Annotated in this window: 22 protein-coding genes and 1 other RNA gene; 10 read left to right on the top strand and 13 right to left on the bottom strand. The window is 68.2% G+C overall.

The window, feature by feature from the left end:
* The first annotated feature begins 88 nt into the window (after positions 1-88).
* The 3 genes from J3367_RS12815 to J3367_RS12805 all read left to right on the top strand — a co-directional run bounded on the left by J3367_RS12815 (position 89) and on the right by J3367_RS12805 (position 4,861).
* On the top strand, positions 89-1,498 hold the full coding sequence (locus J3367_RS12815; RefSeq protein WP_024351606.1) for a leucyl aminopeptidase family protein: 1,410 nt from the start codon (positions 89-91) through the stop codon (positions 1,496-1,498).
* Between the two features lie 78 nt (positions 1,499-1,576).
* Positions 1,577-2,458 carry a C40 family peptidase gene (locus J3367_RS12810; protein ID WP_024351607.1) on the top strand — a complete coding sequence of 294 codons (882 nt, stop codon included), beginning with the start codon at positions 1,577-1,579 and terminating at the stop codon, positions 2,456-2,458.
* A gap of 195 nt (positions 2,459-2,653) precedes the next feature.
* Positions 2,654-4,861: a methyl-accepting chemotaxis protein gene (locus tag J3367_RS12805; protein WP_421461291.1), complete on the top strand. Its 2,208-nt coding sequence runs from the start codon at positions 2,654-2,656 to the stop codon at positions 4,859-4,861.
* A 99-nt stretch (positions 4,862-4,960) separates the two neighbouring features.
* Here J3367_RS12805 and J3367_RS12800 read toward each other — a convergent pair whose 3' ends face one another.
* From J3367_RS12800 to J3367_RS12760, 9 genes are all read right to left on the bottom strand, one after another.
* Positions 4,961-5,902: a 2-hydroxyacid dehydrogenase gene (locus J3367_RS12800; RefSeq protein ID WP_024351609.1), complete on the bottom strand. Its 942-nt coding sequence runs from the start codon at positions 5,900-5,902 to the stop codon at positions 4,961-4,963.
* A gap of 3 nt (positions 5,903-5,905) precedes the next feature.
* Complete coding sequence (locus tag J3367_RS12795; protein WP_024351610.1) at positions 5,906-6,565, bottom strand: NUDIX domain-containing protein; 660 nt, start codon at positions 6,563-6,565, stop codon at positions 5,906-5,908.
* Positions 6,562-8,229, bottom strand: coding sequence for an ABC transporter ATP-binding protein (locus tag J3367_RS12790; protein ID WP_024351611.1), 1,668 nt, complete (start codon positions 8,227-8,229; stop codon positions 6,562-6,564). The genes J3367_RS12795 and J3367_RS12790 overlap by 4 nt, the downstream gene beginning before the upstream one ends.
* A gap of 23 nt (positions 8,230-8,252) precedes the next feature.
* The gene (locus J3367_RS12785; protein ID WP_024351612.1) at positions 8,253-9,254 is read right to left on the bottom strand and encodes a cation diffusion facilitator family transporter; all 1,002 of its coding nucleotides are present in this window, start codon (positions 9,252-9,254) and stop codon (positions 8,253-8,255) included.
* 79 nt (positions 9,255-9,333) lie between these two features.
* Positions 9,334-10,458, bottom strand: a complete 1,125-nt coding sequence (locus J3367_RS12780) for an ABC transporter permease (protein ID WP_029703493.1) — start codon at positions 10,456-10,458, stop codon at positions 9,334-9,336.
* 110 nt (positions 10,459-10,568) lie between these two features.
* Positions 10,569-11,702, bottom strand: coding sequence for a microcin C ABC transporter permease YejB (locus J3367_RS12775; protein ID WP_024351614.1), 1,134 nt, complete (start codon positions 11,700-11,702; stop codon positions 10,569-10,571).
* Positions 11,703-11,850: 148 nt separating this feature from the next.
* The gene (locus J3367_RS12770) at positions 11,851-13,731 is read right to left on the bottom strand and encodes an extracellular solute-binding protein (protein ID WP_024351615.1); all 1,881 of its coding nucleotides are present in this window, start codon (positions 13,729-13,731) and stop codon (positions 11,851-11,853) included.
* Positions 13,731-15,581, bottom strand: coding sequence for an extracellular solute-binding protein (locus tag J3367_RS12765; RefSeq protein WP_024351616.1), 1,851 nt, complete (start codon positions 15,579-15,581; stop codon positions 13,731-13,733). Before J3367_RS12765 ends, J3367_RS12770 begins: the two co-directional genes overlap by 1 nt.
* Before the next feature lie 332 nt (positions 15,582-15,913).
* Positions 15,914-17,197, bottom strand: a complete 1,284-nt coding sequence (locus J3367_RS12760; RefSeq protein WP_024351617.1) for a c-type cytochrome — start codon at positions 17,195-17,197, stop codon at positions 15,914-15,916.
* A 193-nt stretch (positions 17,198-17,390) separates the two neighbouring features.
* Here J3367_RS12760 and J3367_RS12755 point away from each other — a divergent pair, with 193 nt between their 5' ends.
* A complete protein-coding gene (locus J3367_RS12755; protein WP_024351618.1) occupies positions 17,391-18,125 on the top strand; it encodes a 3-deoxy-manno-octulosonate cytidylyltransferase in 735 nt (244 codons plus the stop codon).
* Positions 18,122-19,006, top strand: a complete 885-nt coding sequence (locus J3367_RS12750) for a prephenate dehydratase (protein WP_009208110.1) — start codon at positions 18,122-18,124, stop codon at positions 19,004-19,006. Before J3367_RS12755 ends, J3367_RS12750 begins: the two co-directional genes overlap by 4 nt.
* A 24-nt stretch (positions 19,007-19,030) precedes the next feature.
* On the opposite strand, the gene nudC is transcribed toward J3367_RS12750, so the two are convergent.
* Complete coding sequence (gene nudC, locus J3367_RS12745; protein WP_024351619.1) at positions 19,031-19,990, bottom strand: NAD(+) diphosphatase; 960 nt, start codon at positions 19,988-19,990, stop codon at positions 19,031-19,033.
* 27 nt (positions 19,991-20,017) lie between these two features.
* Positions 20,018-20,431 (bottom strand): HIT domain-containing protein, encoded by a 414-nt coding sequence (locus J3367_RS12740; RefSeq protein ID WP_024351620.1) that lies wholly within the window; start codon positions 20,429-20,431, stop codon positions 20,018-20,020.
* 67 nt (positions 20,432-20,498) lie between these two features.
* Between J3367_RS12740 and ffs the strand changes: the two genes are divergently transcribed.
* Positions 20,499-20,596: signal recognition particle sRNA small type (gene ffs, locus J3367_RS12735), an RNA gene on the top strand.
* Positions 20,597-20,670: 74 nt separating this feature from the next.
* Here ffs and J3367_RS12730 read toward each other — a convergent pair.
* On the bottom strand, positions 20,671-21,273 hold the full coding sequence (locus J3367_RS12730) for a methyltransferase family protein (protein ID WP_024351621.1): 603 nt from the start codon (positions 21,271-21,273) through the stop codon (positions 20,671-20,673).
* Between the two features lie 276 nt (positions 21,274-21,549).
* Here J3367_RS12730 and J3367_RS12725 point away from each other — a divergent pair, with 276 nt between their 5' ends.
* The 3 genes from J3367_RS12725 to recR are packed head-to-tail and all read left to right on the top strand — an operon-like array spanning position 21,550 to position 24,407.
* The gene (locus J3367_RS12725) at positions 21,550-23,442 is read left to right on the top strand and encodes a DNA polymerase III subunit gamma/tau (RefSeq protein WP_024351622.1); all 1,893 of its coding nucleotides are present in this window, start codon (positions 21,550-21,552) and stop codon (positions 23,440-23,442) included.
* A 9-nt stretch (positions 23,443-23,451) separates the two neighbouring features.
* Complete coding sequence (locus J3367_RS12720; protein WP_009208115.1) at positions 23,452-23,775, top strand: YbaB/EbfC family nucleoid-associated protein; 324 nt, start codon at positions 23,452-23,454, stop codon at positions 23,773-23,775.
* Between the two features lie 26 nt (positions 23,776-23,801).
* Positions 23,802-24,407 (top strand): recombination mediator RecR, encoded by a 606-nt coding sequence (gene recR, locus J3367_RS12715; RefSeq protein WP_009208116.1) that lies wholly within the window; start codon positions 23,802-23,804, stop codon positions 24,405-24,407.
* A 27-nt stretch (positions 24,408-24,434) separates the two neighbouring features.
* Here recR and J3367_RS12710 read toward each other — a convergent pair whose 3' ends face one another.
* Positions 24,435-24,827, bottom strand: a complete 393-nt coding sequence (locus J3367_RS12710) for a GFA family protein (protein WP_029703500.1) — start codon at positions 24,825-24,827, stop codon at positions 24,435-24,437.
* 122 nt (positions 24,828-24,949) lie between these two features.
* Between J3367_RS12710 and J3367_RS12705 the strand changes: the two genes are divergently transcribed.
* Complete coding sequence (locus J3367_RS12705; RefSeq protein ID WP_024351624.1) at positions 24,950-26,182, top strand: lytic murein transglycosylase; 1,233 nt, start codon at positions 24,950-24,952, stop codon at positions 26,180-26,182.
* Positions 26,183-26,497: the final 315 nt, after the last annotated feature.

The following is a 26,497-nucleotide window of genomic DNA, read 5'->3' as shown; positions in this document are numbered from 1 at the left end:
CGGGACGGCCTTCGACGGTGAGAGTATTTCGTTAACCCTAATGACCGGTTAATGCCGGTCCCAGGACGCAAACCCCAGGACACGCCCCATGCCGATCACCCTTGCCAGCGACAATGCCGCGACCGCCCTGCCTGTCTGGACGGCGACCCGTGACGGGCTCGACGACCTGCCGGAGGCGGCGCGGCGCTGGGCCCGGGCGACGCGGTTCGAGGCCGGCGCCGGCCAGGTGCTGCTGGTGCCCGATGCCGACGGGGCGACCGCCGGCGCCATTCTCGGCCTCGGCAAGGCCGCCGGAACGGGGGAGGGCGCGGCAGCGCGGCGGGCACTCGCGGCCGGTGCGCTGGCGACCCATCTGCCGGCGGGCGACTGGCAGCTTGCCGATGGCGCCGATCTCGACGGATCGCTGGCGACACTGGCGGTGCTTCTCGGCGGCTATCGCTTCGATCGCTACCGCACCGGGCGCAAGGACGAGGACGCGGCGGCCGTCATCCGCTTCGCGCCGCCCGGCGACGTCGACGCCGCCGAGGCGCAGGCGCTGGCGGCCGGCGTGTCGCTGACCCGTGACCTCATCAACACCCCGACCAGCGACATGGGACCGGCCGAACTGGAAGCGGCGGCCCGGGCGATGGCCGATGGGTTCGGCGCCGCGGTGACGACGATCGAGGGTGACGCGCTGCTTGAAGAGAACTTCCCGATGATCCACGCCGTCGGCCGGGCCAGCGCCTCGGCGCCGCGCCTGATCGACATGCGCTGGGGCCGGGCGGACGCGCCGAAGGTGACCCTCGTCGGCAAGGGCGTCTGCTTCGACACCGGCGGCCTCGACATCAAGCCGGCCTCGGGCATGCTCCTGATGAAGAAGGACATGGGCGGCGCCGCGAACGTGCTGGGCCTTGCCCACATGATCATGGCCCGCGGCCTCGATCTGCATCTGCGGGTGCTGATCCCGGCGGTGGAGAACGCGATCTCGGCCAACGCCTTCCGTCCCGGCGACATCCTGCACAGCCGCAAGGGCAAGACGGTGGAGATCGGCAACACCGATGCCGAGGGCCGGCTGGTGCTCGCCGACGCCCTGGCGCTGGCCGACGAGGAGGCGCCGCAGCTCCTGATCGACATGGCGACCCTGACCGGTGCCGCCCGCGTGGCGCTCGGGCCCGACCTGCCGCCCTTCTTCACCGACGATGACGGCTTTGCCGGGGATCTCGCCGCGGCGAGTATGGCGGTGGCCGACCCGGTCTGGCGGATGCCGCTCTGGGCGCCCTATGCCGCCAACCTCTCCTCACGGGTCGCCGACATCAACAATGTCACCAGCGACGGCTTCGCCGGTGCGGTGACGGCCGCACTGTTCCTGCAGGGCTTCGTCGAAAAGGCCGAAAGCTGGTCGCATTTCGACGTCTATGGCTGGCGCGCCAAGGCGAGCCCGATCGGCCCCATCGGCGGCGAGGCGCATGCCACCCGTGCCCTCTTCCAGGTGCTGAAGGCGCGCTTTCCGCGGCGCTGACGGCTTGGCACCTCAGGCGATCGGCTTATGCGGGCCGGTTGCATCTTCTTCGTTTCGCACAGCAAGGCAGACGCGTTCATGACCGGCTCCCCCGATCCCCGCCTCAACGCCGTGCGCCCCGATCTCGCCGACCGCCGGCTCGAGGGGCAGGTCACGGCCGATCGCTTCGTCGACGGGGTCCCGCGCCGGATCATCGCCGCCCTGGCGCCGGTCCGGCGGCATCCGGCGGGCAATGCCCCGCTCGATACCGAGGCACTGTTCGGCGAGGCCGTCACCGTCTTCGACGAGGATGACGAAGGCTGGGCCTGGGTGCAGCTCCGGAATGACGGCTATGTCGGCTACGTGCCGAGCGCGGCGCTCGGCCGGCCCGGCGCCGCCCCGACGCACCGGGTCTGCGTCCCGCGCACGCTGGTCTTTCCCGGCTACGACATCAAGCTGCCGCCGCTCCACGACCTGCCGATGGGCGCCGCCCTGGCGGTGGTCGGTGCCGGGCAGGACCACAACGCCGCCTATGCCCGGATCGAGCCGGCGGGGGCGGTCGTCCTCCAGCATCTGGAGCCGGTCGCCAGCGTCGCCGCCGACTATGTCGCCATCGCCGAGCGTTTCCTCGGCGTGCCCTATCTGTGGGGCGGCAAGAGCGTGTCGGGCATCGACTGTTCGGGCCTCGTCCAGATCGCCTGCCAGATGGCCGGGATCGAGGCGCCGCGCGACACCGACATGCAGGAGCGCGCGCTCGGCACGCGGGTTGCCGGCGTCGAGGCGCTGCAGCGCGGCGATCTGGTCTTCTGGAAGGGGCATGTCGGGATCATGCTCGACGGCGCCCGGCTTCTGCACGCCAACGCGCATCACATGCTGACGGCGATCGAGCCTCTGATGGAGACCATGGCGCGCTTCGAGGAGCGGGGCATTGCGGTCACCAGCGTCAGGCGATTGCGGCCCGCCGCTGCGGTCCACGGCTGATCCGCGCCCGCCTGCGCCGCGGCGAGGCATGGCGCGCCGCCGCCGCAGGACGTCAGGAATTGCAATGGTTTGGCCCGCTTACGAAGCGCTGAAAACCTGGATGGTTAAGGCGTTGTTAAGCAGCGCAGCCTAGACGCATGGATTGCCGCGTTCGCCCTCCCCGAACGCCTTTGATGCCATAGGACATGCTCTGCCGTGCAGCTCTCGGACCTGAAGATTTCCACCCGTATCGCCGCGATCGCGGCGGTCAGTATCGCCGGCATGCTGGCTCTCGCCGCCATCTTCGTCACCGACCAGAGCATCCGGTCCGACTATGCGGCGGTGATCGACAGCGCGCGTGACGCCGAACGCGTGACGCAGCGCATCGAGGTGGACTTCCTGCAGGCGCGGCGCGCCGAGAAGGACTTCTTCCTGCGCCGGACCGAGGCCGATATCGCCAAGCACGCCGCCGTCCGCGCCCGCCTCGCGGACGCGTTCCAGAACCTCTCCGACCGGTTGCAGGCGGGCGGTCTGAGCCGGCTGGCCGGCGAAGCGGAGGCTATGCGCCGCAGTTTCACCCGCTATGGCGAGCTGTTCGAGCAGGCGGCGGCGGTCAATCGCTCGCTGGGCCTCGACGAGAATTCCGGCCTGCAGGGCGCGCTGCGCACTGCGGTCCACGACCTCGAAGCCGAACTGAGCGAGGTGGGAAATCCCTCGCTGCAGGTGATGATGCTGATGCTGCGCCGGCACGAGAAGGATTTCATCCTTCGCGGCGACCTCAAATATGTCGAGCGGCTGAACGCCCAGGCCAGCGACCTGGCGAGCGTCGGCCCGGCCGCCTTCGGTTCGGTGCAGACGCGCAATGCGGTGCTGGCCGACCTTGCAATCTACACCGGCAACTTTGCCGGCTATGCCGAGGCGATTGCGGCGGAAGCGGCCCTGCGTCAGGAACTGAGCGCCGTCTTCGCCGAGGTCGAGCCGCTGTTCCAGACGATCCTGTCGGGCGTGGCGTCGACGCGCGTCGACGCCGAGGCGGCCAGTGCCGCGGCCTCGTCCCTGGCCCTCAAGATCGTTCTGGCCCTGGCGGCCTTGCTGACGCTGATCATCGCGGCCACCGTCCTTGTCGTCGGTCGGTCGATCGCCACGCCGATCTCGGTCACCGCCGCCGCCATGCGTGACTTCGCCGCCGGCGACATGACCGCCCGCGTACCCGACGGCGACCGCAAGGACGAGATCGGCGACATGGTGAAGGCCCTCCTGTCGTTCCGCCGTTCGGAGGAGCAGAAGCGCGCGATGATCGCCGAACGCCAGGAAGCCGAGCGGCTGGGCCTGGAACAGCGGCGCAGCGCCGAGATCGACGCGGCGGAGACGGCACGCCAGGCGTTCATCGCCGGTATCGCGCCGGCCTTCCGGGCGCTGTCTGAGGGCGACCTCACCGCCCGCCTCGACCGTGCCCGCATGGTGGGCTTCGAGGAGATCTGCGACCTCTACAACCAGTCCGTCGCCACGCTGGAGGAAACCGTCGGGGGCGTCGTCAATGCGGTCGGCTCGATTCGCATGGGCCTGGGCGAGATCACCACCGCCTCGAACGACCTCGCGCATCGCACCGAGCAGCAGGCCGCCAGCCTCGAACAGACGGTCGCGGCGCTCAGCGTGGTGACCCAGGCGGTCAACGATACGGCAGAGAGCGCCGGTCAGGCACAGCGCGTCGCCTCGGACGCACGGGGCAAGGCGCAGAAGGGCGGCGAGGTGGTCGGCAAGGCGGTCGCGGCCATGGGCCAGATCGAGCAGTCTTCCGAGAAGATCAACTCGATCATCTCCGTCATCGACGAGATCGCCTTCCAGACCAATCTTCTGGCGCTGAATGCCGGCGTCGAGGCAGCGCGGGCCGGCGAGGCGGGCAAGGGCTTTGCGGTCGTCGCCCAGGAAGTGCGCGGCCTCGCCCAGCGCTCGGCGGAAGCGGCCAAGGAGATCAAGACGCTGATCGCCACGTCCCGCGAGCAGGTCGGCACCGGCGTCGAGCTGGTCACGGCGTCCGGCAAGTCGCTGGAAGAGATCGTCACCGAAGTCAGCGCCATGGCGGAGGTCATCTCGACCATTGCGTCGAGCGCTCGCGAACAGGCAACGAGCCTGCGGGAAGTCTCGGGTGCGGCCGACCAGATGGACAAGGTGACCCAGCAGAACGCCGCCATGGTGGAAGAGGCAACGGCGGCCAGCCAGACGCTGGCCAAGGACGCCGATGCGCTGGATCAGCTCACCGGCCGCTTCCGCACCCGCGCGGAGACTGGCCGGCAGGCACGCCCGTCGCGGTCGCGCCCGGCTGCCCCCAAGGCGCCCGTCGTCCAGATGCGCCAGACCGGTCGCGGCGGCGCCGCGGCGGCCCGCAACACCGCGCCGCAGAGCGAGGGCTGGGAAGAGTTCTGAGCCTTGTCACCGGGCGGCTCGGGCCGCCCCGTTGCGCAGTCGAACGCCGGGCAGGGGCTTTTCCCTTGTCCGGCGTTTCCGTTTGCGCCTGGCTGTCGGTCAGTAGCCGGCGGTGCGGTCGACGACGCCGCGCAGCGGCTCGCCGCGCTCATGGGCCGCGATCTGGCGCATGACGGCGGGGGCCAGCGCATCCGGGTCGGAGACCGCCGCCGCATGGGGCGTGACGAAGACGCGCGGATGGCGCCAGAGCGGATGATCGGCCGGCAGCGGCTCGACATTGAAGACGTCGAGCGACGCTTCCATCAGGGTGTCCTGATCCAGCGCCTCGAGGATCGCGGCCTCGTTCTGCAGGCCGCCGCGACCGGCATTGATCAGCACCGGACCACCCAGCGGCGTGCGGCGCTTCAGGCGCGACAGGAACCCGGCGTCGATGATGCCGCGGGTGTCGGCGGTCAGCGGCAGCAGCACGACGACGATGTCCGAGGCTGCCAGGAAGCCGTCCAGCCCGTCCTCGCCGGCGAAGGTCTCGACGCCTTCGGCCGATTTGGCGGTGCGGCTCCAGCCAGCGATGTTGAAGCCGAGGGCTTGCAGCTTGCCGGCCGCGTCGCGCCCCAGTTCGCCAAAGCCCATGATGCCGACGGTGATCTCTCGTGCCGCCGGCTGCAGACGCTCGTGCCAGATCGTCTGGGCCTGCTGGGTGCGATAGGCGCGCCCACGGCGGAAATGGTCGAGCACCCGCCATACGACATATTCGCTCATCCGCGAGGTGAGATCGTCGGCGACGATGCGCACCACCGGCACGTCGGGCAGGGCCTTGTCGGCGAAGATGTGATCGACGCCGGCACCGAGCGAGAAGATCGCCTTGAGGTTCGGCAGGCCTTCCAGAAGGCCCGGCGGCTGCTTCCACACGACGGCGTATTCGATGGCGGGGTCAGTCGAATGGGCCGGCTCCAGAACGATGTCGCGGCCGCTATCGGCTGCTTCCAGGGCGGCGCGCCAGCGCTTCGGGTCGAAGCCGGTGACGGAGAGGAGAATGGTCATGGATCAGTCCTCCGGGCCGTCGAGCGTGCCGAGCAGCGCCTGGGCCCGCGAGCGGCCGAGCCGCGCGAACCAGTGGGCGCAGGCGATGAGATAGCCGTTCTCGACCCGCCGGTCGTCGACGGCGGCGACGAGATCGTCGACCTTCGCAAGGATCGGGCGGATGTCCTCGTCCTCCTCGGCATTCCCGGCCGAGGTCGCAAGGTTCGACGCGTCGACCAGCGCCAGGAAGATCGTCGCGTGCTCGTCGGTGAGGCCCGGCGCGGCCAGCATCCGGAAGCAGTCCTCCACGGCCTGCGGGACGAGGCCGGTCTCCTCGGTCAGCTCACGCCGGGCTGCGGCCTCGATGCTTTCGCCCGCATCGACCATGCCGGCCGGCAGCTCCAGCGCCGCGCCGCATTCGGTCTTCAGCGCGGCAGCCAGGCGGAACTGGCGGATGACTACGATGGAATCCAGTACCGGATCGTAGGGGATGACGACGACCACCGAGCCGGTGTGCAGATATTCGCGCCGCACCGGGCCGACCATCCCTTCGCCATCGAGGCGGGCATGGCGCAGGGTCGCCACCTTGAAGTCGCGGAAGCCGCCATGCAGCAGTTCGTCGCTGACGAGCTCCGTCTCTATCGGCTGGTCGTCGAGCCTGTCGCGGTAGTGACCTGTACTCATTGCGATACAATTCCCGTCGGTGCGGCCTTGATGTCGAAGGCGGCGGCCATCAGCGCTTTGGTATAATCGGTCTTCGGGTTGTCGAAGATCTCGTCGGACGGTCCCCGCTCCACCACGCGGCCATTGCGCATGACGATGACCTCGTTGGCCAGCGCCCGCACGACGCGCAGATCGTGGCTGATGAACAGATAGGCCAGATTGTGCTTCTTCTGGAGATCGCGCAGCAGGTCCACCACCTGAGCCTGCACACTCATGTCGAGGGCCGAGGTCGGCTCGTCGAGCATGACGAAGCGCGGATTGAGGACCATGGCCCTCGCGATCGCCACGCGCTGGCGCTGGCCGCCGGAAAATTCGTGCGGGAAGCGGAAGCGGGTCGCCGGGTCGATACCGACCTCGTTCAGTGCGGTGACGACGCGGGCGTCGCGTTCGCTGGCCGACAGTTTGCGCTCGTGGATCTCTAGCCCCTCGGCGACGATGTCGGCGATGGGCATGCGCGGCGAGAGCGAGCCGAACGGGTCCTGGAAGACGATCTGCATGCGCTCGCGCAACGGCTTCATCGCCTTGAAGGAGCGTTCGTCGATGCGTTCGCCGTCGAAGCGGATTTCGCCGGTCGAGCCGATCATCCTCGTCAGCGCCAGGCCCAGCGTGGTCTTGCCGGAGCCGGATTCGCCGACGACGCCGACGGTCTGGCCGGCGCGCACGGTGAGGTCGATGCCGTCGACCGCCTTCACATGGTCGGTGGTGCGCCGGAAGAAGCCGGTCTTGATCGGGAACCAGACCTTCACGTCTTTCGCTTCGACGACCGCCGGGGAATTGGCGTTGGCGGCGGGTGGCTGGCCCTTCGGCTCGGCGGCCAGGAGATGCCTGGTGTAATGGTGCTCGGGCGCCTCGAAGATGCGCTTGGTGGGGCCTTCCTCGACGATCTTGCCCCGGTACATCACGCAGACGCGGTCTGCGATGGCGCGCACGATGCCGAGATCGTGGGTGATGAACAGCATCCCCATGTTCTGACGGGTCTGCATGACCTTCAGAAGTTCGAGGATCTGCGCCTGCACCGTCACGTCGAGGGCGGTGGTGGGCTCGTCGGCGATCAAAAGGTCCGGCTCGTTGGCGAGCGCCATGGCGATCATCACGCGCTGGCGCTGGCCGCCTGAAAGCTGGTGCGGATAGGCGTCGAGCCGCTTTTCCGGATCGCGGATGCCGACCTGCCGCATCAGTTCGAGCGTGCGTTCCTGCGCCTGCTTGTCGCGCATGCCGCGATGCAGCTTCAGGACCTCGCCGATCTGCCGCTCGATCGTGTGCAGCGGGTTGAGCGACGACATCGGCTCCTGGAAGATCATCGAGATGCGGTTGCCGCGGACCTTGCGCAGATCGCGCTCGTCGTCGTTGATCAGGTTCTGGCCGTCGAACATCACCCGGCCCTCGCCGGGATGGCTGGCCGCCGGATAGGGCAGCAGCTTCAGGATCGACAGCGCCGACACCGACTTGCCGGAGCCGGATTCACCGACCAGCGCGACGGTCTCGCCCCGGCCGATGGAGAAGGAGACGTTGTCGACGGCGAGCTGCGTCTTGCCGCCCTGGGTGAAGGCGACCGACAGATTCTCGACGGACAGCAGCGTGTCCTGCGGTGCGGGGGGCTGGGCGATATTGGCGGTCGGGCTCAAGCGTTGAAATCCTTGTTCCGGCGTCATCGCGGGGACGTGGCGGCCGCCCCTCGGGCGGGCATGTGACATGGGGCGGCAGCAGGTGCCTCGCCATGATGGTCGCGGCCGTCGTCGGCGCAGATGCCGCGCTCGATCTCGACGGTCGCATGGTGAATGGCGAAGCGCTGGCGCAGTTCGGCCTTGATGGTGCGCACGACGGCCGTGCCGTCGGTCTCTTCGGCGATGCAGGCGTGCAGCGTGGCCATCGTGCGTTCCGGCGTGATCGACCAGGCGTGGACGTGATGGACCTCGCGCAGGCCCGGCACCGCGCCAACCAGATGCGGCGCGATCTCAGCGATGTCGACGTCGCCGGGCGCGCCTTCGAGCAGCACATGGCCGGCATCGCGCACCAGCCGCCAGGCCGAAACGAGGATGATCACCGAAACCAGCACCGACAGGATCGGGTCGATCGGCGTCCATCCGGTCCACAGGATGACGATCGCGGCGAGGATCGCGGCGACCGAGCCGAGAAGATCGCCGAGGACATGCAGCACCGCGCCGCGGATGTTGAGATTGTCGCGGTCGGCGCCGTGCAGGACGAGGAAGACGCCGATATTGACCGCAAGGCCGGCGACCGCGACCGCCATCATGGTACCGCCGAGGATCGGGCTCGGCGCCTGCAGGCGGTGCCAGGCCTCGTAGATGATGAAGGCGGCGATCAGGAACAGGGCGAGGCCGTTGACGAAGGCGACCAGCACCTGGAAGCGGTCATAGCCGAAAGTGCGGCGCGCATCGCTGGGCTTGCGGGCCAGCCGGAAGGCGAACCAGCCGAGCGCCAGGGCGGCGAAGTCGGTCAGCATGTGCCCGGCATCGGCAAGGAGCGCGAGCGAGCCGGAGACCAGACCGCCGATCACCTCGGCGACCATGAAGGCGCCGGTCGCCACCGCCGCGATGGCGATCCGCGTCTCGTTGGCGCCCCCGGCATGGCCGGCAAAGCCGTGCGCATGGTCGTGGCTGCCGTGGTGATGTTGGGAATGATCGCTCATGCGAGAGGCTCCGGCCGGCGGCTGGAGCCGCCCCGGCGGCATCCACCGACGGAATGCGACGCCCCCCGCGGTCCCCGCATCACCCGAAGCTCTTGCGGGGGTCGAAGGCGTCGCGCACCGCCTCGCCGACGAAGACCAGCAACGACAGCATCAGCGAGATCACGAAGAAGCCCGAGAAGCCCAGCCAAGGCGCCTGCAGATTGTTCTTGCCCTGGGCCAGCAGCTCGCCGAGCGACGGCGAGCCGGGCGGCAGGCCGAAGCCGAGGAAGTCGAGCGAGGTGAGGGTGGTGATCGAGCCGTTCAGGATGAAGGGCAGGAAGGTCAGCGTCGCCACCATCGCGTTCGGCAGGAGGTGGCGGGTCATGATCGTCCAGTCGCCGACGCCGAGAGCCCTGGCAGCGTTGACATATTCGAAGTTGCGGGCGCGCAGGAACTCGGCCCGCACCACGCCGACGAAGGCGACCCAGGAGAACAGCAGCATGATGCCGAGCAGCACCCAGAAGCCGGGGGGCAGGATCGCGGCGATGATCAGCAGCAGGTAGAGGACCGGGATCGACGACCAGATCTCGATGAAGCGCTGGAACAGGAGATCGAGCCAGCCGCCGAAATAGCCCTGCACCGCGCCGGCGGCGACGCCGATCACCGCCGAGGCCGCCGTCAGGATCAGGCCGAACATCACCGAGATGCGGAAGCCGTAGATCAGCCGCGCGGCGACGTCGCGGGCCTGATCGTCGGTGCCCAGCCAGTTCATGTTGCCGAAGGTGCAGTTCGGGTCCTCGGCGCCGAGCGGATAGCGCTGGCAGCGCTCCTCCTTGGTGAAGGTCCAGGAGGGGGCGGAGGGCGCCGGCGTCGGAATGGCGTTGTTGACGGTCTGGTAGGAATAGCGGATCGGCGGCCAGATCGCCCAGCCATTGGCGTCGATCTCGTCCTGCACGAAGGGGTCGCGATAGTTCGTCACCGGCAGGAAGCCGCCGAAGACCTCCTCGGGATAGTCGACGACGATCGGGTAGTAGAATTCGCCCTTGTACTCGACCAGCAGCGGCCGGTCGTTGGCGACGAGTTCGGCCAGCCCGGTGATCACGAACAGGATCAGGAAGATCCACAGCGACCAGAAGCCCCGCCGGTTGGCGGTGAAGTTCTGCCAGCGGCGGCGGTTCAGGGGCGACAGGCGCGGGCGCTTCGTCGTCTCCGATTCCGGCGCCATCTGGGCGATGCCGGCGGTCTGCTCGCGTGCAATGTCGGCGGCGCGCTCGTCGGGCAGTGTCGGATCGCGCTGTTCGGCGGCGAGGCGGTCCTTCTGTGCGTCGTCCATCGTCACACCTCCCGCTTCTCGAAATCGATCCGCGGATCGATCCAGGTGTAGGTGAGGTCGGAGAGAAGGGTCGTCACGAGGCCGAGCAGGGAGAAGATGTAGAGGGTGCCGAACACGACCGGATAGTCCCGCTGGTAGATGGATTCGAAGCCGAGCAGGCCGAGTCCGTCGAGCGAGAAGATCGTCTCGATCAGCAGCGAGCCGGCGAAGAAGGCCGAGATGAAGGCGCCGGGGAAGCCGGCGACGATGATCAGCATGGCGTTGCGGAAGACATGGCCGTAGAGCACCCGCCGCTCCGACAGGCCCTTGGCGCGGGCCGTCGTGACGTATTGCTTGCGGATCTCGTCGAGGAAGGAGTTCTTGGTCAGGAGCGTCGTCGTGGCGAAGGCCGACAGCGACAGAGCAATCAGCGGCAGCGTCAGGTGCCAGAAATAGTCCGGGATGGTCTGCGTCACGCAGCGGCCGAGATCGCCGGCCGGCGACCAGACCGCGCACCAGTCGCCGCGCACCCCGTCGGACAGGAGGCCGCGCAGGGGGAACCAGTCATAGAAGGACCCGCCGGCAAACAGCACGATGAGAATGATGGCGAAGAGGAAGCCGGGGATCGCATAGGCGACGATGACGACGCCGGAAGTCCACACGTCGAAGCGCGAGCCGTCGGTCAGCGCCTTGCGGATGCCGAGCGGGATCGAGATCAGGTAGGACAGGAGCGTGATCCACAGGCCGAGCGAAATCGACACCGGCATCTTTTCGAGGATCAGGTCCCAGACGGAGACCGAGCGGAAATAGCTGTCGCCGAAATCGAAGCGGACATAGTTCCACAGCATCATGCCGAAGCGCTCCAGCGGCGGCTTGTCGAAGCCGAACTGCTTTTCGAGCCGCTCGATGAAGGCCGGGTCGAGCCCCTGCGCGCCGCGATAGCCGGAATTGTCGCTGCCGCCGCTTGAGCCCGAGCCGAAATCGCCGCCGCCACCGGACACCCGGTCCATGGCGCCGCCGGCTTCGCCCTGCAGGCTGGCGATGACCTGTTCGATCGGCCCGCCGGGCGCGAACTGGATCACCAGGAACGAGATCGCCATGATGCCGACGAGCGTCGGGATCATCAGCAGAATGCGGCGGAGGATATAGGAGCCCATGGGCGGGTGATCGTCTCCGAGATGCAGATTGCGCCGGCGAACCGGCAGCCGGCATTACCGGCCGATTGCGGTGATAACGCGGGCGTGGCGCGATCGCAAAAGCGCGGCCGCGACCCGTCCCGTTTTCAGCGTGGTGCCCGGCTGCGGATCAGCCGCGGCCCAGCGCCTTGGCCTTCTCCGCTTCGTACCACCATAGAGTCTCGACGGGCCACGAATAGTCCGGCTTGTCCTCGCGAAAGCCGAAAATATCCCAGAAGGCGGCGCGATGGCCGTCGGCCGTGATGTTGGGCAGCCAGTCGAGCCGCCAGCGCAACACCCGGTCGAGGGCGAGGAGCGCCGTCACCAGTTCCGCGCGGTTCGTTGCGCGGGCGGCGTGGCCGATCAGCGTGTCGACGGCCTCGCTGGCCATGCCGGGATAATTGTAGGCGCCGGGACGGTCGACCGCGTCGCTGCCGAAGAACAGCGACAGGCCCTCGCGCGTCGGCGTGGCGCCGAGGCTGAAGGCGGCCAGCACCATGTCGAAATCGTAGCGGTTGATCCGCTCCTGATACTGGGCCGGATCGACGAGCCGCATGGTGGCGTCGACGCCGAGTGTGCGCAGCGTGTCGACGAACTTGGCGTAGACCCGCTTCTGCTCCTGGCCATAGGTCAGATATTCCAGCCGGAACGGCTCGCCGGCGGCGTTGACCAGACGGTTGCCATCGCGGCGCCAGCCGGCCTCGGCGAAGAGTTGCGAGGCTTCGCGCAGCAGCCGGCGGTCGCGGCCCGAGCCGTCGCTGACCGGCTGTACCCAGACCTCGCCGAACACCTCGTCGGGGACCGTGCCGCGCAGAGGTTCCAGGAGAGCGAGCTCGGCTTCGGACGGCTTGCCGGTGGCGACGAATTCGGAGCCCTGGAACGGCGAATCGGAATGGACGCGCTGGCCGAACAGGAGGTTGGCGTTGGTCCATTCGAAGTCGAAGCACATGTTGATCGCACGCCGGACCCGCGCATCGGCAAAGCGCTCGCGCCGCTGGTTGAGGGCCCAGCACTGGAAGCGGGGGCGCTTCTCGGCGGCAAATTCCCGCTTGATGACCTCGCCGCGCTGGACCGCCGGGAAGTCGTATTCGGTCGCCCAGTCCTTGGTGGTGAATTCCTCACGAAAGGTGATCAATCCCTTCTTGAAGGCTTCCAGTGCCGGCTGGCGATCGCGGAAGAAGTCGATCCGAAGCGTGTCGAAATGGCCGAGACCGCGGGCGAAATTCAGGTCCTTCGCCCAATAGTCAGGCCGCTTGATATATTCGATGTAGCGGCCGAACTCGTAGCGCCCGATGGCATAGGCGCCGCTGCCGGGGATCGCCTCGGTACTGACGGTGGCGAAGTCCCGGTCTGCAAAGAAGGCGCGCGGCAGGATCGGCATGCCGAGGGCGTCGAGGGCATCCTGGTAGCTCTGCGCGCCGGAGAAGGTGATGCGGACGGTCGCCGCGTCCTCGGCGACGGCCTCAGCGACGTTGCGGAGCGCCACCTGCAGGCTTGGATGGCCGAATTCCTTCAGCGTCTCGTAGGAAAAGACCACGTCGTCGGCGGTCACCGGATCACCGGTGGAGAACCGCGCCTGTGGCCGCAGCTGGAAGGTGAAGCTGTTGCGGTCGGCCGAGAGGGTGACGGTTTCGGCCAGCGCGCAATAGATCGCGTCGGGCTCGTCCATCGCGGCGACGACGAGGGAATCGTAGAGCTTCTCGATGCGCGGCGGGGCGTTGCCCTGCAGGACGAAACTGTTCAGCGTGTCGAAGGTCAGGGGCGACTGGTTGAGCGCCCAGTAGGCGACGGCCAGGTTCATCTGGCCGCCGGCCGGCGCGCCGGGCGTCGCATAGTCGAAATGGTCGAAATCCGGCGGATATTTCAGCTCGCCGAAGGCCGACAGGCCGTGCAGCGGCTGGCCCGTCGCCACCTGTGCGAAGGGCCGTCCCGGCAGGATCGCCGCGACGCCGGCACCCAGCATCATTTGACCGAAATGGCGGCGGGTGAAATGACCGAGCGCCGTCGCCATCAGTTCGCTGCAGCCTTGTCGGCCTCGGCAGACTTCGTCCACCAGGAGAAGGGGTCGATGCCGTTATAGGCCGGACCCTTTTCCGGCATCTGCAGCTTGTCCCAATAGGCCAGCCAGTCCTCAGACTTGTACCATTGCGGGACGACGTAATACTCCCACAGCAGCACCCGATCGAGGGCGCGCGTGGCGGCGACGAGGCTCTCGCGGTCCGGCGCATAGACGATGTCGTCGATGAGCTGGTCGATCGCCGGGTTCTTGATGCCGGAATAGTTGCGGCTGCCCGGGGCGTCGGCAGCGGTGGTGCTCCAGAAGTCGCGCTGCTCGTTGCCGGGGGAGAGCGACTGGCCCGGATAGCGCAGCCCGACCACCTCGAACTCGAAGCCGTTCATGCGCTCGATATACTGGTTGGTGTCGACGATCCGCACCTCGGTCTGGATGCCGAGACGCTGGAGCTGGCGGGCGAAGGGCTCGAGGGTGCGGTTGTCCATCGGGTCGTTGCCGAGGAACTCGATGGTGAAGGGCTCGCCGGTCTGCGCGTTCACCAGCGTCGTGCCGCGCAGTTCGTAGCCGGCTTCCTTCAGGAGGCCGAGCGCCTCGCGCAGATAGTTTCGGGCTGCGCCGGGATCGTTATAGGCGGGCAGCGCGAACTCCTCGGTGAAGACCTCGTCGGGGATCTGGCCGCGCAGCGGCTCCAGATAGGCGAGCTCGCGCTCGTCCGGCAGCCCCTTGGCGGCCAGCTCGCTGTTCTCGAAATAGGAGTGCATGCGCTCGTAGAGGCCGAAGAACAGCGTGCGGTTCATCTCCTCGAAATTGTAGGCCAGCGTCAGCGCCTTGCGCACCCGTCGGTCCTGGAACTTCTCCAGCCGGTTGTTCAGCACATAGGCCTGCATCGACTGGACCTGACCGCTGTCGATGGTCTTGCGGATGACCCGGCCGTCCTTCACGGCGGGGAAGTCGTAGCCCTCGGCCCAGCGCCGCGACATGTTCTCCAGCCGCCAGTCATCGAGGCCGCCCTTCTTGAACGCCTCCCAGGCCGCGTTGGTGTCACGCAGATAGACGTAGCGGATCTCGCCGTAATTGTAGCGGCCGACCCGGGTCGGATTGTCGAGGCCCCAATAGTCGGCGACGCGCTCCCAGGTGATGGACTGGCCGATGTCGTAGGACTTGATGCGGTAGGGGCCTGAGCCGAGCGGCACCTCGGAGGTGGGCTGGGTGATGTCGCGCTTGTTGCCGCTGGCGTCGGTGCCCTTCCACCAGTGCTTGGGCAGGATGGTCAGGTCTCCGACGATGTTGGGCAGTTCGCGGTTGCCGGTCTGGTCGAAGGTGAAGGTCACCTCGCCGTCGCCGGTCTGCTCCGCCGAGACGATGTTCTTGTAATAGGCCGACCATTGCGGGTGCAGTTCGGTCAGCGTCTCGAAGCTCCAGATCACGTCCTCGACGGTCACCGGCTCGCCGTCATGCCAGCGCGCCTCCGGGTTGAGGCGGTAGGTCACCGAGGAGAAGTCCGCCGGGTAGCGGACGGCTTCGGCGATCAGCGCATGGGCCGTACCCGGCTCGTCCGGCGACTGGTCCATCAGCGTGTCGTAGAGGAGGCCGCCGCCGAAGGTGGCAAGGCCCGCCGCCGGCGTGCCGCGCACGATGAAGGGGTTGAAGCTGTCGAAGGAGCCGATGGCGATCTGGTTCAGCGTGCCGCCCTTGGGCGCATCGGGATTGACGTAGTCGTAATGGGCGAAGTCGTCCGGATATTTCGACCCCTCGATCAGCGACGAGGATTCATGCCATTCCCCGGCGCCCTCGGCCTTCGGGGCGGCGGCCACCGCGTTCTCGGCCTCTGCCGTTCCGGTCTCCACCTGCTGGTCCGGCTGGGTGGCCGCATTGTCCTGCGCAAGGGCCGGAGCGCCGATGACACCGAAGGCGAGGCTGCTCGCGACGGCAAGACGGACGAGACGGTTCGGCAACGACAAGGGCGGCCTCCATGCAAATAGGCGGGCGATGGTCCCGCGATCGGGTCTTGACCCAATCTAGGGAAGGGGGGCGGGTAAAGTCACGTGACGAAAGCGTAATCGAGCCCGGACAGGGCTTCGGGCAGCGGCTGACGGGAGCAACGGCAGGCCGAAACGAACAAAGCCCCGGCGAGGGCCGGGGCTTTGCGGATGTTTCTCGATGTCGGTGCCGTGCCGGCTCAGTTGCCGGTGGTCGCGCCGTTCTCGTCGAAGGTGGCGAGATAGGCGATGACGTTGGCGACATCCTCGGGCTTCTTCAGGCCGGGGAAGACCATCTTGGTGCCCTTCACCAGACCGCGCGGATCGGCCAGCCATGCGGACAGCTCCTCGACGTTCCAGGTCGGGTGCTCCTCGGCATAGACGACCAGCGCCGGCGAGAAGCTGTAGCCTTCGACCGCGGCGATGGCCTCGCCGACGATGCCGTTCAGCTCGGGGCCGACCTTGTTCTTCGCGCCTTCGCCGACGGCGTGGCAGGCCTGGCACTTGCGGAAGACCTTCTTGCCGGCTTCCGGATCGCCGGACACGGCGGCCGGCTCGGCAGCGGCGACCTGGGTCTCGCCCGCCGCGCCTTCGGCCGGTGCTGCTGCAGCTTCCTCGTCCGCGGCGTTCTCTTCGCCCGGAACGTTCTCCTCGGCGCCCGGAGCCGCCTCGGTGCCGGTGCCGGCGCCCTGCTGGTCCTCGGCCTGCGCTGCGCCGGCGTCCTGCGGCGCGTCGGCGGCAGGCGGCGTCGGGCGCTCTTCCTCGCTCATGGTCGGAGCCTGTTCGGCGCCCGGCTGGGGTGCCGGCTCGGCATCGGCCGTGCCGCCGGCCTGGGCAGCGGACTGGCCGCCTGCGGCCGGATCGCCCTGCGTCGTCGTGGCGGCGTCGGTCGTGTCTTCGGCAGCGGCCTCTTCAGCCGGTGCCTCGGCCGGAGCTTCCGGCAGGGGCGCCGGGCTGTCGGCCTGCTCGCGCATGTAGGCGATCAGGTTTGCACGGTCTTCCGGCTTCTTCAGGCCGGCGAAGCCCATGGCGGTGCCCGGGATGTAGCCCTTGGGGTTCTTCAGGAAGCCGTAGAGGTGCTCATAGTCCCACTTGACCTCGCCGCCCTCGGAGAATTCCTGCATGGCGGTCGAGTAGCCGAAGTCGGGGACCGACGCGATCGGCCGCATGACGGCGTCCCACAGATGCGGGCCGACCTTGTTCGGGCCGCCCTTCTCGATGCTGTGGCAGGCGGCGCACTTCTTGAACTGCGAAGCGCCGGCCTCGACGTCGGCCGTCTGCAGCAGCGCGGCGACCGGCGGATCTTCCGCGGCGGCGGGAGCGGCGTCTCCGCCTTCACCCGGCTCGGCGGCCACGATCACGTAGCCCGGCTGCTCCGGCGCTTCGGCATGGAACAGCGCTTCCGCCAGCAGACTGCCGCCGAACAGGACGAAGATGGTCCCGAGCACGGCTCCGAAGATCTTGTTGGCCTCGAACGAATTCATGGGCGGGAGGGCTCCCTCTGCAAGCAGGGGCACCAGGCGCCGCCGCTTTCTGTCTGACAAAAACGCGCGGAACCTAGGTCTTTTGCGGTTTCAAGGCAATATCTGTAAGAGGCGGTTCCACCGCGCCTTTTGTCATCCCGCGCCGCTACAGACAAGCGTTTTGCGGCTTCAATTTCCGGTTCCTCGCCCGCTCATGTCGATCCTCGTTCTCATTCCCGCACGGCTGGCCTCCACGCGCCTGCCCCAGAAGGCCCTTGCCGACATCGCCGGACGGCCGATGATCGTGCGCGTCGCCGAGCGCGCCACGGCGGCCAATATCGGTCGCGTCGTGATCGCCACGGATTCGCAGGAAATCCTCGATGCGGTGGTCTCGGCGGGCTACGAGGCGGTGATGACCTCGGTCGAGCACCAGTCGGGCTCGGACCGGATCTTCGAGGCGCTGCAAGGGCTTGATCCTGACGGTGCGGTCGAGACCATCGTCAATGTGCAGGGCGATCTGCCGACCATCGAGCCCGAGGCGATCCGCCAGGTGCTGGCCCCCTTCGAGGATCCGCGCTGCGACATCGCGACGCTCGGCGTCGCGATCACCGACGCGGAGGAGAAGACCAATCCCAACGTGGTGAAGATCGTCGGCTCGCCCAACGGCCCGTCGCGACTGCGGGCGCTCTACTTCACCCGCGCCACCGCCCCCTGGGGCGAAGGGCCGCTGTTTCATCATGTCGGCCTCTACGCCTATCGGCGGGCGAGCCTCGAACGTTTCGTGACGCTCGGGCCCTCGACGCTGGAAAATCGCGAGAAGCTGGAGCAGTTGCGGGCGCTGGAAGACGGCATGCGGATCGACGCCGAGATCATCGACACCGTACCGCTGGGCGTCGACGGCCCCGCCGACTTGGAGCGGGCGCGAATCATGTACGGGGTCGAGCCATGAGCGACATCCGACCCAAGATTGCCTTCCAGGGCGAGCCCGGTGCCAATTCCGACATGGCCTGCCAGGCGGTGCGGCCGGATCACGAGCCGATGCCGTGCCCGTCCTTCGACGACGCCTTCGACGCGGTGCGATCCGGCGAGGCGGCGCTGGCGATGATCCCGATCGAGAACACGCTGGCTGGCCGGGTGGCCGACATCCACCATCTGATGCCCGATTCCGGCCTGCAGATCGTCGGCGAATATTTCATGCCGATCCATTTCCAGCTGATGGTGCTGCCGGGCGTCGCCCGCGACGAGATCCGCACCGTGCAGAGCCACATCCACGCGCTCGGCCAGTGCCGCCGCTACATTCGCGGCAATGGCTGGAAACCGGTCGTGGCCGGCGACACGGCAGGCGCGGCGCGGGAGGTCTCGCAGGCCGGCGACCGCAGCCGCGCGGCACTCGCGCCGGAGCTGGCGGCCTCGCATTACGGGCTCGACATCATCGAGCGCGACGTCGAGGATTCGGCCAACAACGTGACCCGCTTCGTCGTCCTGTCGCGGCCCGGCGCCCAGCCGACGGATTTGTGGGCCCCGGTCGGTCGCAATACGGTCACCACCTTCGTCTTCGAGGTGCGCAACCTGCCGGCGGCGCTCTACAAGGCGATGGGCGGGTTCGCGACCAACGGCGTCAACATGACCAAGCTGGAGAGCTACCAGCTCGGCGGCCAGTTCATCGCCACGCAGTTCTATGCCGATGTCGAAGGCCATCCGAACGACGATTCGGTGCGGCTGGCGCTGGAGGAACTGGCCTTCTTCACCCGCAAGGTGACGATCCTCGGGGTCTACGAGGCCGCGCCCGACCGGCTGAACGCCGGCACGGACCGCCCGGCCGGCGAATAGCCCGCCGGGGCCGGCCGCGCCGCGTCAGACCTCGCCGTCGGCAAAGGCCTTGATCAGATGGTGGGCGATGGCGAAGCGCCGGGGCAGGGCGAGGCCCTCCGGATGGGCCTCGGCCAGCATCGCCTGCACTTCCGCGCGGTCGAACCAGCGGCAGGCTTCCAGTTCGTCGCTGTCGAAATCGATCTCGAAGGTGCTGGCTCGCGCGATGCAGCCGATCATCAGGCTGCCGGGGAACGGCCAGGGCTGCGACGCCAGATAGCGCACGGAGGCGACGGCGAGCCCCGATTCCTCCAGCGTCTCGCGGCGTACCGCGGCTTCGACCGTCTCGCCGGCCTCCACGAAGCCCGCGAGGCAGGACCAGAAATTCTCCGGGAAATGCGGCTGGCGTCCCAGCACGCAGCGGCCGGCGCCGTCATGGACGAGCATGATGGTCACCGGATCGGTGCGCGGGAAGACCACGTCGTTGCAGCGCGTGCAGCGGCGGCGATAGCCGGCCGCTTCGGAGCGGGTTTCCCCGCCGCAGCGGGCGCAGAAACCGTTGCGCGCATGCCAGCCGAGGAGATGGGCGGCCTGGCCGAGCTGGCCCTCGGTGTCGGGGTCGAAACTCGCCCGCATGGCGAGCGAGCGCAGATCGTTGTCCTCCAGCCCTTCGGCAGGAAGCGTCACCGTCGGGGCGCTGGCGGCCAGCACCGGGCGGCCGTCCGGCTCGAAGCCGAGGAGGATGCAGGTGGAAAAATCCGCCCCGAGTGTCTCGGCGTCGGTGCGGGCGAAGCCGACATCGAGGGCCGGACCACCGGTACGATACAGCCATCGGCCACCGGGCGTCGCCAGGAAGATCCGTGCCCTGTCATGGGCCAACGCCTCGGCGAGGCTGTCGTCGCTGCGCCGTTCGCCGTCGCGCCACAGCGTGTTGCCGGCAAAGCCGGTGCGGGCGCTCACCTCCGCCAGATCGGCGATCGCGGCGCGCTGGTTGTCATCCTTCAAGGGTCGTTCTCTCGCTTGTCCGCAGGGTCAGGCCGGCAGGATGGCGCGCCGTATCTCGTCGGCGAATCGCGCTGCCTCGCCGGCATCATAGGGCACCGGGGTGCCATGTCCCCAAATCGGGCCCGGCCAGTTGGGATCGCCCCTGCGCCGCGCCACCACATGCAGGTGGAACATCGGCACGATATTGCCGAGGGCGCCGATATTCATCTTGTCGGCCTTCACCGCCGACTGCAGGGCCTTGGAGACGAGACCCATCTCGAAGGTCAGCATGGTCTGGTCGAGCGGCGTCAGCTCGTGAAACTCGGTAATGGCATTGCGCTGCGGCACGAGGATGAGCCACGGCCAGCGACTGTCATTCATCAGGCGCAGGTCGCAGAGGCCGAGCCGGCTGATCGACGTCGTGTCCCTGGCAAGGCAGGGGTCGAGTTGGAAGGCTGGCATCAATTCCTGTCCTCGATCTGGGGTGCCCGGGTTGCAATTAGGGCAGCGATCGCAGATATGGAGCGCGGGAGGTTGGTGGTGGACGCGCCACTCGCCAACCGGGTCAGGTCCGGAAGGAAGCAGCCCCAACGAGCTCCGGCACGGGTCATCGTGCCAGCCTCCCACCCATTCCCCTTTTCAGGATATCACCGCGTGCGAGCGTGCCGCCTTCAGGCCGCGCCCGTGACGCGTTTAGCCGCCTAGTAGAGGCGCAGCAGCACCGGCAGATAGCCGCTGCCCTGCAGGAGCTCGACCGTCTCGAAGAACGGCAGGGCGAGGAAGAACACCAGCCCGTCCGTGAGCGTGCGATAGACCAGCCGCGTGTCGACGGTGACGCGCCGAATGTCCTGGTAGAGCGCCGGATTGGGCAGGAAGCGCGGGACGCGGGCGACGTAGCTGTCGAAATCGGCCCCGAAGGCGTCGCGCAGATAGCGCTCCTCGCGCAGGATCACGACCCGGAAGGCCACGGCGCAGCCGAGCATGAAGATCGCGCCGAGCAGCAGGCTGCCGGTGGCCGCGCCGGCGCCGCCCGCCGCGATGCTGGAAAAGACGTAGAGCGGATTGCGCGAGATCGAATACGGCCCGCTGGCGACGATTTCCGAAGCCTTGCGGCCGCCGATATAGAGCGTGCACCAGATCCGGCCGGCGATCCCGACGACGATGAGGGCGAGGCCGGCGACCTCGATGGTCTCGTGGACCTCCTCGCTCCAGGCCGAGCCGACGAAGAGCAGCGCCAGGAAGGCGCCGATCAACAGGACGAACAGCGCCAGCCTGCGCCGCTCCTGATACTGCGTCAGTGCCATCGTTCCGCTCCGTTTGCGCGACCGTTCGTGACTGAAGCCGGCGCGTCCTGCGCGATCTTCCCTCCGCCTATCGGCGCCATGCAAGGCGAAATCACGACGGGTGTCCATCGGCCACGCAGGACTTGCGTCCCCCGCCCATTCGCTTCAGAACCGGACGCGAGCGCGGCATCGGTCACGGGGCCGCCGCGCCGGCCGACAGGTGGCAGGCGACCGCCATCCCGCGACGCGAATTTCCGGACCCAGGGCGCGATGAGCGATATCGAAAGCGGCACTGCGATTTCATCCGAGGCCGGCGACGCTGCGCCCTATCGGGTGCTGGCGCGCAAGTATCGCCCGCGCTCCTTCGACGATCTGATCGGCCAGGAGCCGATGGTCCGCACCCTGACCAACGCCTTCGAGACCGGCCGCATCGCCCAGGCCTGGATGCTGACCGGCGTGCGCGGTGTCGGCAAGACCACCACGGCGCGCATCCTGGCGCGGGCGCTGAACTACCAGACCGACGAGATCGACCAGCCGACGATCCACATGGGCGAGCCGGGCATCCACTGCCAGGCGATCATGGAAGGCCGGCATGTCGACGTGGTCGAAATGGATGCGGCGTCCCATACCGGCATCGACGACGTGCGCGAGATCATCGCGCAGGTGCGCTATCGCCCGGTCTCGGCGCGCTACAAGGTCTACATCATCGACGAGGTCCACATGCTGTCGACGCAGGCCTTCAACGGCCTGCTGAAGACGCTGGAGGAGCCGCCGGAGCACGTGAAGTTCGTCTTCGCGACGACCGAGATCCGCAAGGTGCCGGTCACCGTCCTGTCACGCTGCCAGCGCTTCGACCTGCGGCGCGTCGAATCGGCGACGCTGATGGCGCATCTGACGAAGATCGCGGCGGCCGAGCATGTCGAGGTCGACGAGGATGCGCTGCGGCTGATCGCCCGCGCCGCCGAAGGCTCGGTGCGCGACGCCCTCTCCCTGACCGACCAGGCGATCGCCCACGGGGCGGGCGCGGTGACCGCGCAGGCGGTGCGCGACATGCTGGGTCTCGCCGACCGGGTCCGGATCATCGATCTGTTCGAATATCTGATGAAGGGCGACGCCGCGGCGGCGCTGAAGGAGCTGCGCGACCAGTATGTCGTCGGCGCCGATCCGGCCGTGGTTCTCGCCGACCTTGCCGATTTCACCCATCTCGTGACGACGCTGCGCTTCGTGCCCGATGCGGCGGAGGACGCCGCGCTGTCGCCGATGGAGGCCGAGCGCGGCCTGGAATTTTCCAAGAGCCTGTCGATCCGCACTCTCGGCCAGGTCTGGCAGATGCTGCTGAAGGCGCTGGAGGAAACGCGCAACGCCAATGCGCCGCGCCAGGCCGCCGAAATGGCGTTGATCCGCATCGCCCATGCCGCCGACCTGCCGTCGCCCGACGATCTGGTGCGGCTGATCCGCAGCGGCGAGCTCGGCAATCTGCCGGCCCCGACACCGGCCGGCGGCAACGGCGCGGCCGGGCACGGGCAGGGCAGCGGCAACGGTGCGGGAGCGTCCGGCTCCCGCGGTTCGGCTCCTGCGCCAACGCAGGCCATCGCCGCCCCGTCGGCACAAGGCTCCGCCGCACCGGCGGGCGGGCCGCAATCCTCCGGGATGATGAGCGCGCGCATGGGCGGCGGGCAGAACTCGCGGCCGCAGATCCGTCCGGCCGTCGAAGAGGCACGGCCGGAGGTCGAGATCGCCTCGCTGGAACAGCTCGTCGCGCTGGCCGAATCCAAGCGCGACTCGCTGATGACCGTGTCGATCCGGCGCTATCTGCGGCTGGTGAAGCTGGTGCCGGGGCGGCTCGAGGTCGCGCTGACGCCGGAGGCGCCGCGCACGCTGATTACCGATCTCACCCGCAAGCTGCACGACTGGACCGGGCGCCGCTGGGTTGTGACCATTTCCAACGGCGAGGCGAAGCCGACCCTCGACGAGGTCGCGACCGCACGCCGCAACACGCTGCTGCTCGACGCCGAATCCGACCCGGAAGTCGCGGCGATCCTCGCCTCGTTTCCCGGCGCCAAGGTCGTCGATGTGCGGCTGCGCGGCGACGCCGAGGCGGCGGCCGAGGAGGCAGCGCTTGTTTCGGACGTGGTCGAGGACGACATTCTGGTCGATCCGTCGGAGCTGTCCGACGACGACGACATCTAGGAGATCGCGATGAAAGACCTGATGGGCATGATGAAGCAGGCCAAGGAGATGCAGGCCAAGATGGCCGGCCTCCAGGAAGAGATCGCTTCCATCACGGTGACCGGCCAGGCCGGCGGCGGCGTCGTGTCGGTCACGCTGACCGGCAAGGGCGAGATGCAGGGCATCGCGATCGATCCCTCGCTCCTGAAGGAAGACGAGAAGGACATCGTCGAGGATCTCGTCATGGCGGCGCATAACGACGCCAAGGGCAAGCTCGATGCGGCCATCCAGGAAAAGACCCAGGAACTGACCGCCGGCCTGCAGCTGCCCCCCGGCATGAGCCTGCCGTTCTGAGGCGTCCCGGCGGCATCTAGACCCTTATGGCCAAACCCATTGCAGGCCCGGAGATCGAGCGGCTGATCCAGCTGCTTGCCAAGCTCCCAGGCCTTGGTCCCCGTTCGGCGCGCCGCGCGGCGCTTCATCTCGTCAAGCGGCGCGAGCAGCTTCTGGCGCCGCTGTCGGCCGCCATGGGCGAGGCGCTGGACAAGGTGACGATCTGCTCGGTCTGCGGCAATATCGACACCTTCGATCCCTGCACGATCTGCACCGACGGTTCGCGCGACCAGTCGATCGTGATCGTCGTGGAGGACGTCTCGGACCTCTGGGCGCTGGAGCGGGCCAAGGCGCTGAACGCGGCCTATCACGTGCTCGGCGGCGTCCTGTCGCCGCTCGACGGGATCGGCCCCGACGACCTCACCATCCGGCAGCTCGTCGAACGCGTCCACAAGGGCGGGGTGAAGGAGCTGATCCTGGCCGTGAACGCCACGGTCGAGGGCCAGACGACGGCGCATTACCTGATGGACCAGCTCGAGGGCTTCGAGGTGCGGGTCACGCGGTTGGCCCACGGCGTGCCGGTCGGCGGCGAGCTGGATTATCTCGACGAAGGCACGCTCTCGGCCGCCATGCGCTCGCGCACCGGGCTCTGAGGGCGGCTTCATTCTTCCACCGGTGATCTACGGCTCGTCGCCATCCGCGGCGTCGCGATCGCGGGCGTATCGTGCGGCAACCGGGAAGGGCGGCAGCCAGGTTTCGCGGCGGATCGTCCAGCATTCGTAGGTGGGCGTCAGCTGGTCCGGGGCGTCCAGCGCGCCGAGATGCAGTTCGGTCTCGTCACCGGTGCAGGCGAAGACGGACGCGCCGCAGCGCGGGCAGAAATGCCGCCCCGCATAGGCACGCGTTTCGCCGGTGAGCGTCACGGCGTCATGGCGGAAGATCGCGGCGGCGTAGAACAGGGCGCCGTGATGCTTGCGGCAGTCGAGGCAATGGCAAAGGCCGACACGATCGGGCCGGCCCGTCGCCACGAAGCGCACGTCGCCGCACAGGCAGCCGCCGGTATATTGCTCCATGCCGCATCCTCCGCGTCTGTTTCATCGGTTTGGCGGCACGAAGGCTAGGCCGGGCCGCCGCCCGTCGTCCATCCATCGCAGCCGGTCTTGGCGCGCTTCGCAGAGCCGGCTACCCTCAAGCGATGCAGCTATCGCTTCGCCTCCTCACCGCCGTCGTTCTCCTGTGTGCTGCGACGTTCGCGCCGGCCAGCGCGCAGAACCTGACGGCCGGTTTCCGCAATTTCCTCGAGGCCGACATCTGGCCCGCCGCCAGAGCGCGCGGTGTGCCGCGGCCGGTGTTCGACGCGGCGTTCAAGGGCGTGTCGCCCAATCTGAAGCTGCCCGACCTGCAGCTTCCCGGCGCGAAGGCGACCGTTGCGGAGACGAACTTCCAGGCCGAGTTCAAGAGCGGCGCGGCCTATCTGTCGGAAGGCGCGGTGGCCGGCAATGCCCGCCAGGGGCGCGCCCTGATCGCGAAATACCGCGCCGTTCTCGACCGGATCGAGGCGCGCTACGGCGTGCCGGCCCCGATCATCGTCGCCATCTGGGGGCGGGAATCGGCCTTCGGCGCGGCGAAGATCCCCCATGACGCCTTCGAGGTGCTGGGGACCAAGGCCTATCTCTCACGCCGCAAGGCGATGTTTCGCGAGGAACTGCTCGCCGCCCTGCAGATCGTCGCCGACGGCCATCTGAAGACCTCGGAGATGAAGTCGTCCTGGGCCGGCGCGCTCGGCCAACCGCAATTCATGCCGTCGAAATTCCTGGCGCTGGCCGTGGATTTCGACGGCGACGGGCGAAAGGACATCTGGAATTCGGTGCCCGACACGCTGGCCTCGATCGCCCATTACCTGCAGCAGGCCGGCTGGCAGCCGGGCCGCGACTGGGGCTTCGAGGCGCGGGTGCCGGCCGCCGTCTCCTGCGCCAATGAGGGGCCGGATCTCGGTCGTCCGATCTCGGAATTCGTCGCCGCCGGCGTGACGCGCGTCTCGGGCCGGCCGTTTCCGGGCCACGAACTGGCGGCGCGGGGCCACCTGATGATGCCGGCCGGCCGCTTCGGCCCGGCCTTCATCGCCACGCCGAATTTCTACGCCATCAAGGCCTATAACAATTCCGACCTCTACGCCCTGTTCGTCGGCCATGTCGCCGACCGGATGCTCGGGGCGGGACCGCTGGCGGGAGACTGGAAGCCCACCGACCGGCTGACGCGGGGCGACGTCGCGCGCATGCAGCAGAAGCTGGAGGCGCGCGGCTACGATGTCGGCGGGGCGGACGGGCTTGCCGGCTTCAAGACGCGGCGCTCGATCGGGGCGTTCCAGCTCAAGTCCGGAATGGGCGAGACGTGCTGGCCGACAAGGGCGCTCGCCGGCGCGCTGTGATGCTATCCACAGTTGATTTAACCTCTCGTACACGATCCCTGCCAAAACCTTTCCCCTGTTGCGGCCACGACCTTTCGCCGCCGGGACGTGGCTTGTACCGAAGATGACGGAACCCGAGGAGAGCAGGCGGCACGATCGCCTGCCAAGCGGCGGGAGTTGCCTGGGGAGGCGACGCGGACGGTTCGAAGCAGGTCTTCGAACCGTCCGCCCTATCCATCCGGCCGGTGACTGGCCCTTGCCCGAACCTGCACCCCTTGCAGGGCTTGCGTGACCTTCGTCCCTCGCTGCAATAGTTTCGCCACATCCTGAGCCAAT

The organism is Aurantimonas sp. NFXS3 (genome assembly GCF_049132005.1).
Taxonomy (GTDB): Bacteria; Pseudomonadota; Alphaproteobacteria; order Rhizobiales; family Rhizobiaceae; genus Aurantimonas; species Aurantimonas coralicida.
The sequence above is the reverse complement of the archived record's forward strand: the minus strand, read 5'-3'. Positions and strand labels throughout refer to the sequence as shown.

Bases quoted from the DNA above. Each gene is read 5' to 3' on its own strand.
- J3367_RS12810 (WP_024351607.1), top strand. From the start codon at position 1,577: ATGACCGGCTCCCCCGATCCCCGCCTCAACGCCGTGCGCCCCGATCTC.
- recR (WP_009208116.1), top strand. From the start codon at position 23,802: ATGGCCAAACCCATTGCAGGCCCGGAGATCGAGCGGCTGATCCAGCTG.
- J3367_RS12710 (WP_029703500.1), bottom strand. From the start codon at position 24,827: ATGGAGCAATATACCGGCGGCTGCCTGTGCGGCGACGTGCGCTTCGTG.
- J3367_RS12780 (WP_029703493.1), bottom strand. From the start codon at position 10,458: ATGGCGCCGGAATCGGAGACGACGAAGCGCCCGCGCCTGTCGCCCCTG.
- J3367_RS12740 (WP_024351620.1), bottom strand. From the start codon at position 20,431: ATGCCAGCCTTCCAACTCGACCCCTGCCTTGCCAGGGACACGACGTCG.
- J3367_RS12705 (WP_024351624.1), top strand. From the start codon at position 24,950: ATGCAGCTATCGCTTCGCCTCCTCACCGCCGTCGTTCTCCTGTGTGCT.
- J3367_RS12785 (WP_024351612.1), bottom strand. From the start codon at position 9,254: ATGAGCGATCATTCCCAACATCACCACGGCAGCCACGACCATGCGCAC.
- J3367_RS12750 (WP_009208110.1), top strand. From the start codon at position 18,122: ATGAGCGACATCCGACCCAAGATTGCCTTCCAGGGCGAGCCCGGTGCC.
- J3367_RS12770 (WP_024351615.1), bottom strand. From the start codon at position 13,731: ATGGCGACGGCGCTCGGTCATTTCACCCGCCGCCATTTCGGTCAAATG.
- J3367_RS12760 (WP_024351617.1), bottom strand. From the start codon at position 17,197: ATGAATTCGTTCGAGGCCAACAAGATCTTCGGAGCCGTGCTCGGGACC.
- J3367_RS12755 (WP_024351618.1), top strand. From the start codon at position 17,391: ATGTCGATCCTCGTTCTCATTCCCGCACGGCTGGCCTCCACGCGCCTG.
- J3367_RS12815 (WP_024351606.1), top strand. From the start codon at position 89: ATGCCGATCACCCTTGCCAGCGACAATGCCGCGACCGCCCTGCCTGTC.
- J3367_RS12730 (WP_024351621.1), bottom strand. From the start codon at position 21,273: ATGGCACTGACGCAGTATCAGGAGCGGCGCAGGCTGGCGCTGTTCGTC.
- J3367_RS12800 (WP_024351609.1), bottom strand. From the start codon at position 5,902: ATGACCATTCTCCTCTCCGTCACCGGCTTCGACCCGAAGCGCTGGCGC.
- J3367_RS12720 (WP_009208115.1), top strand. From the start codon at position 23,452: ATGAAAGACCTGATGGGCATGATGAAGCAGGCCAAGGAGATGCAGGCC.
- J3367_RS12775 (WP_024351614.1), bottom strand. From the start codon at position 11,702: ATGGGCTCCTATATCCTCCGCCGCATTCTGCTGATGATCCCGACGCTC.
- J3367_RS12795 (WP_024351610.1), bottom strand. From the start codon at position 6,565: ATGAGTACAGGTCACTACCGCGACAGGCTCGACGACCAGCCGATAGAG.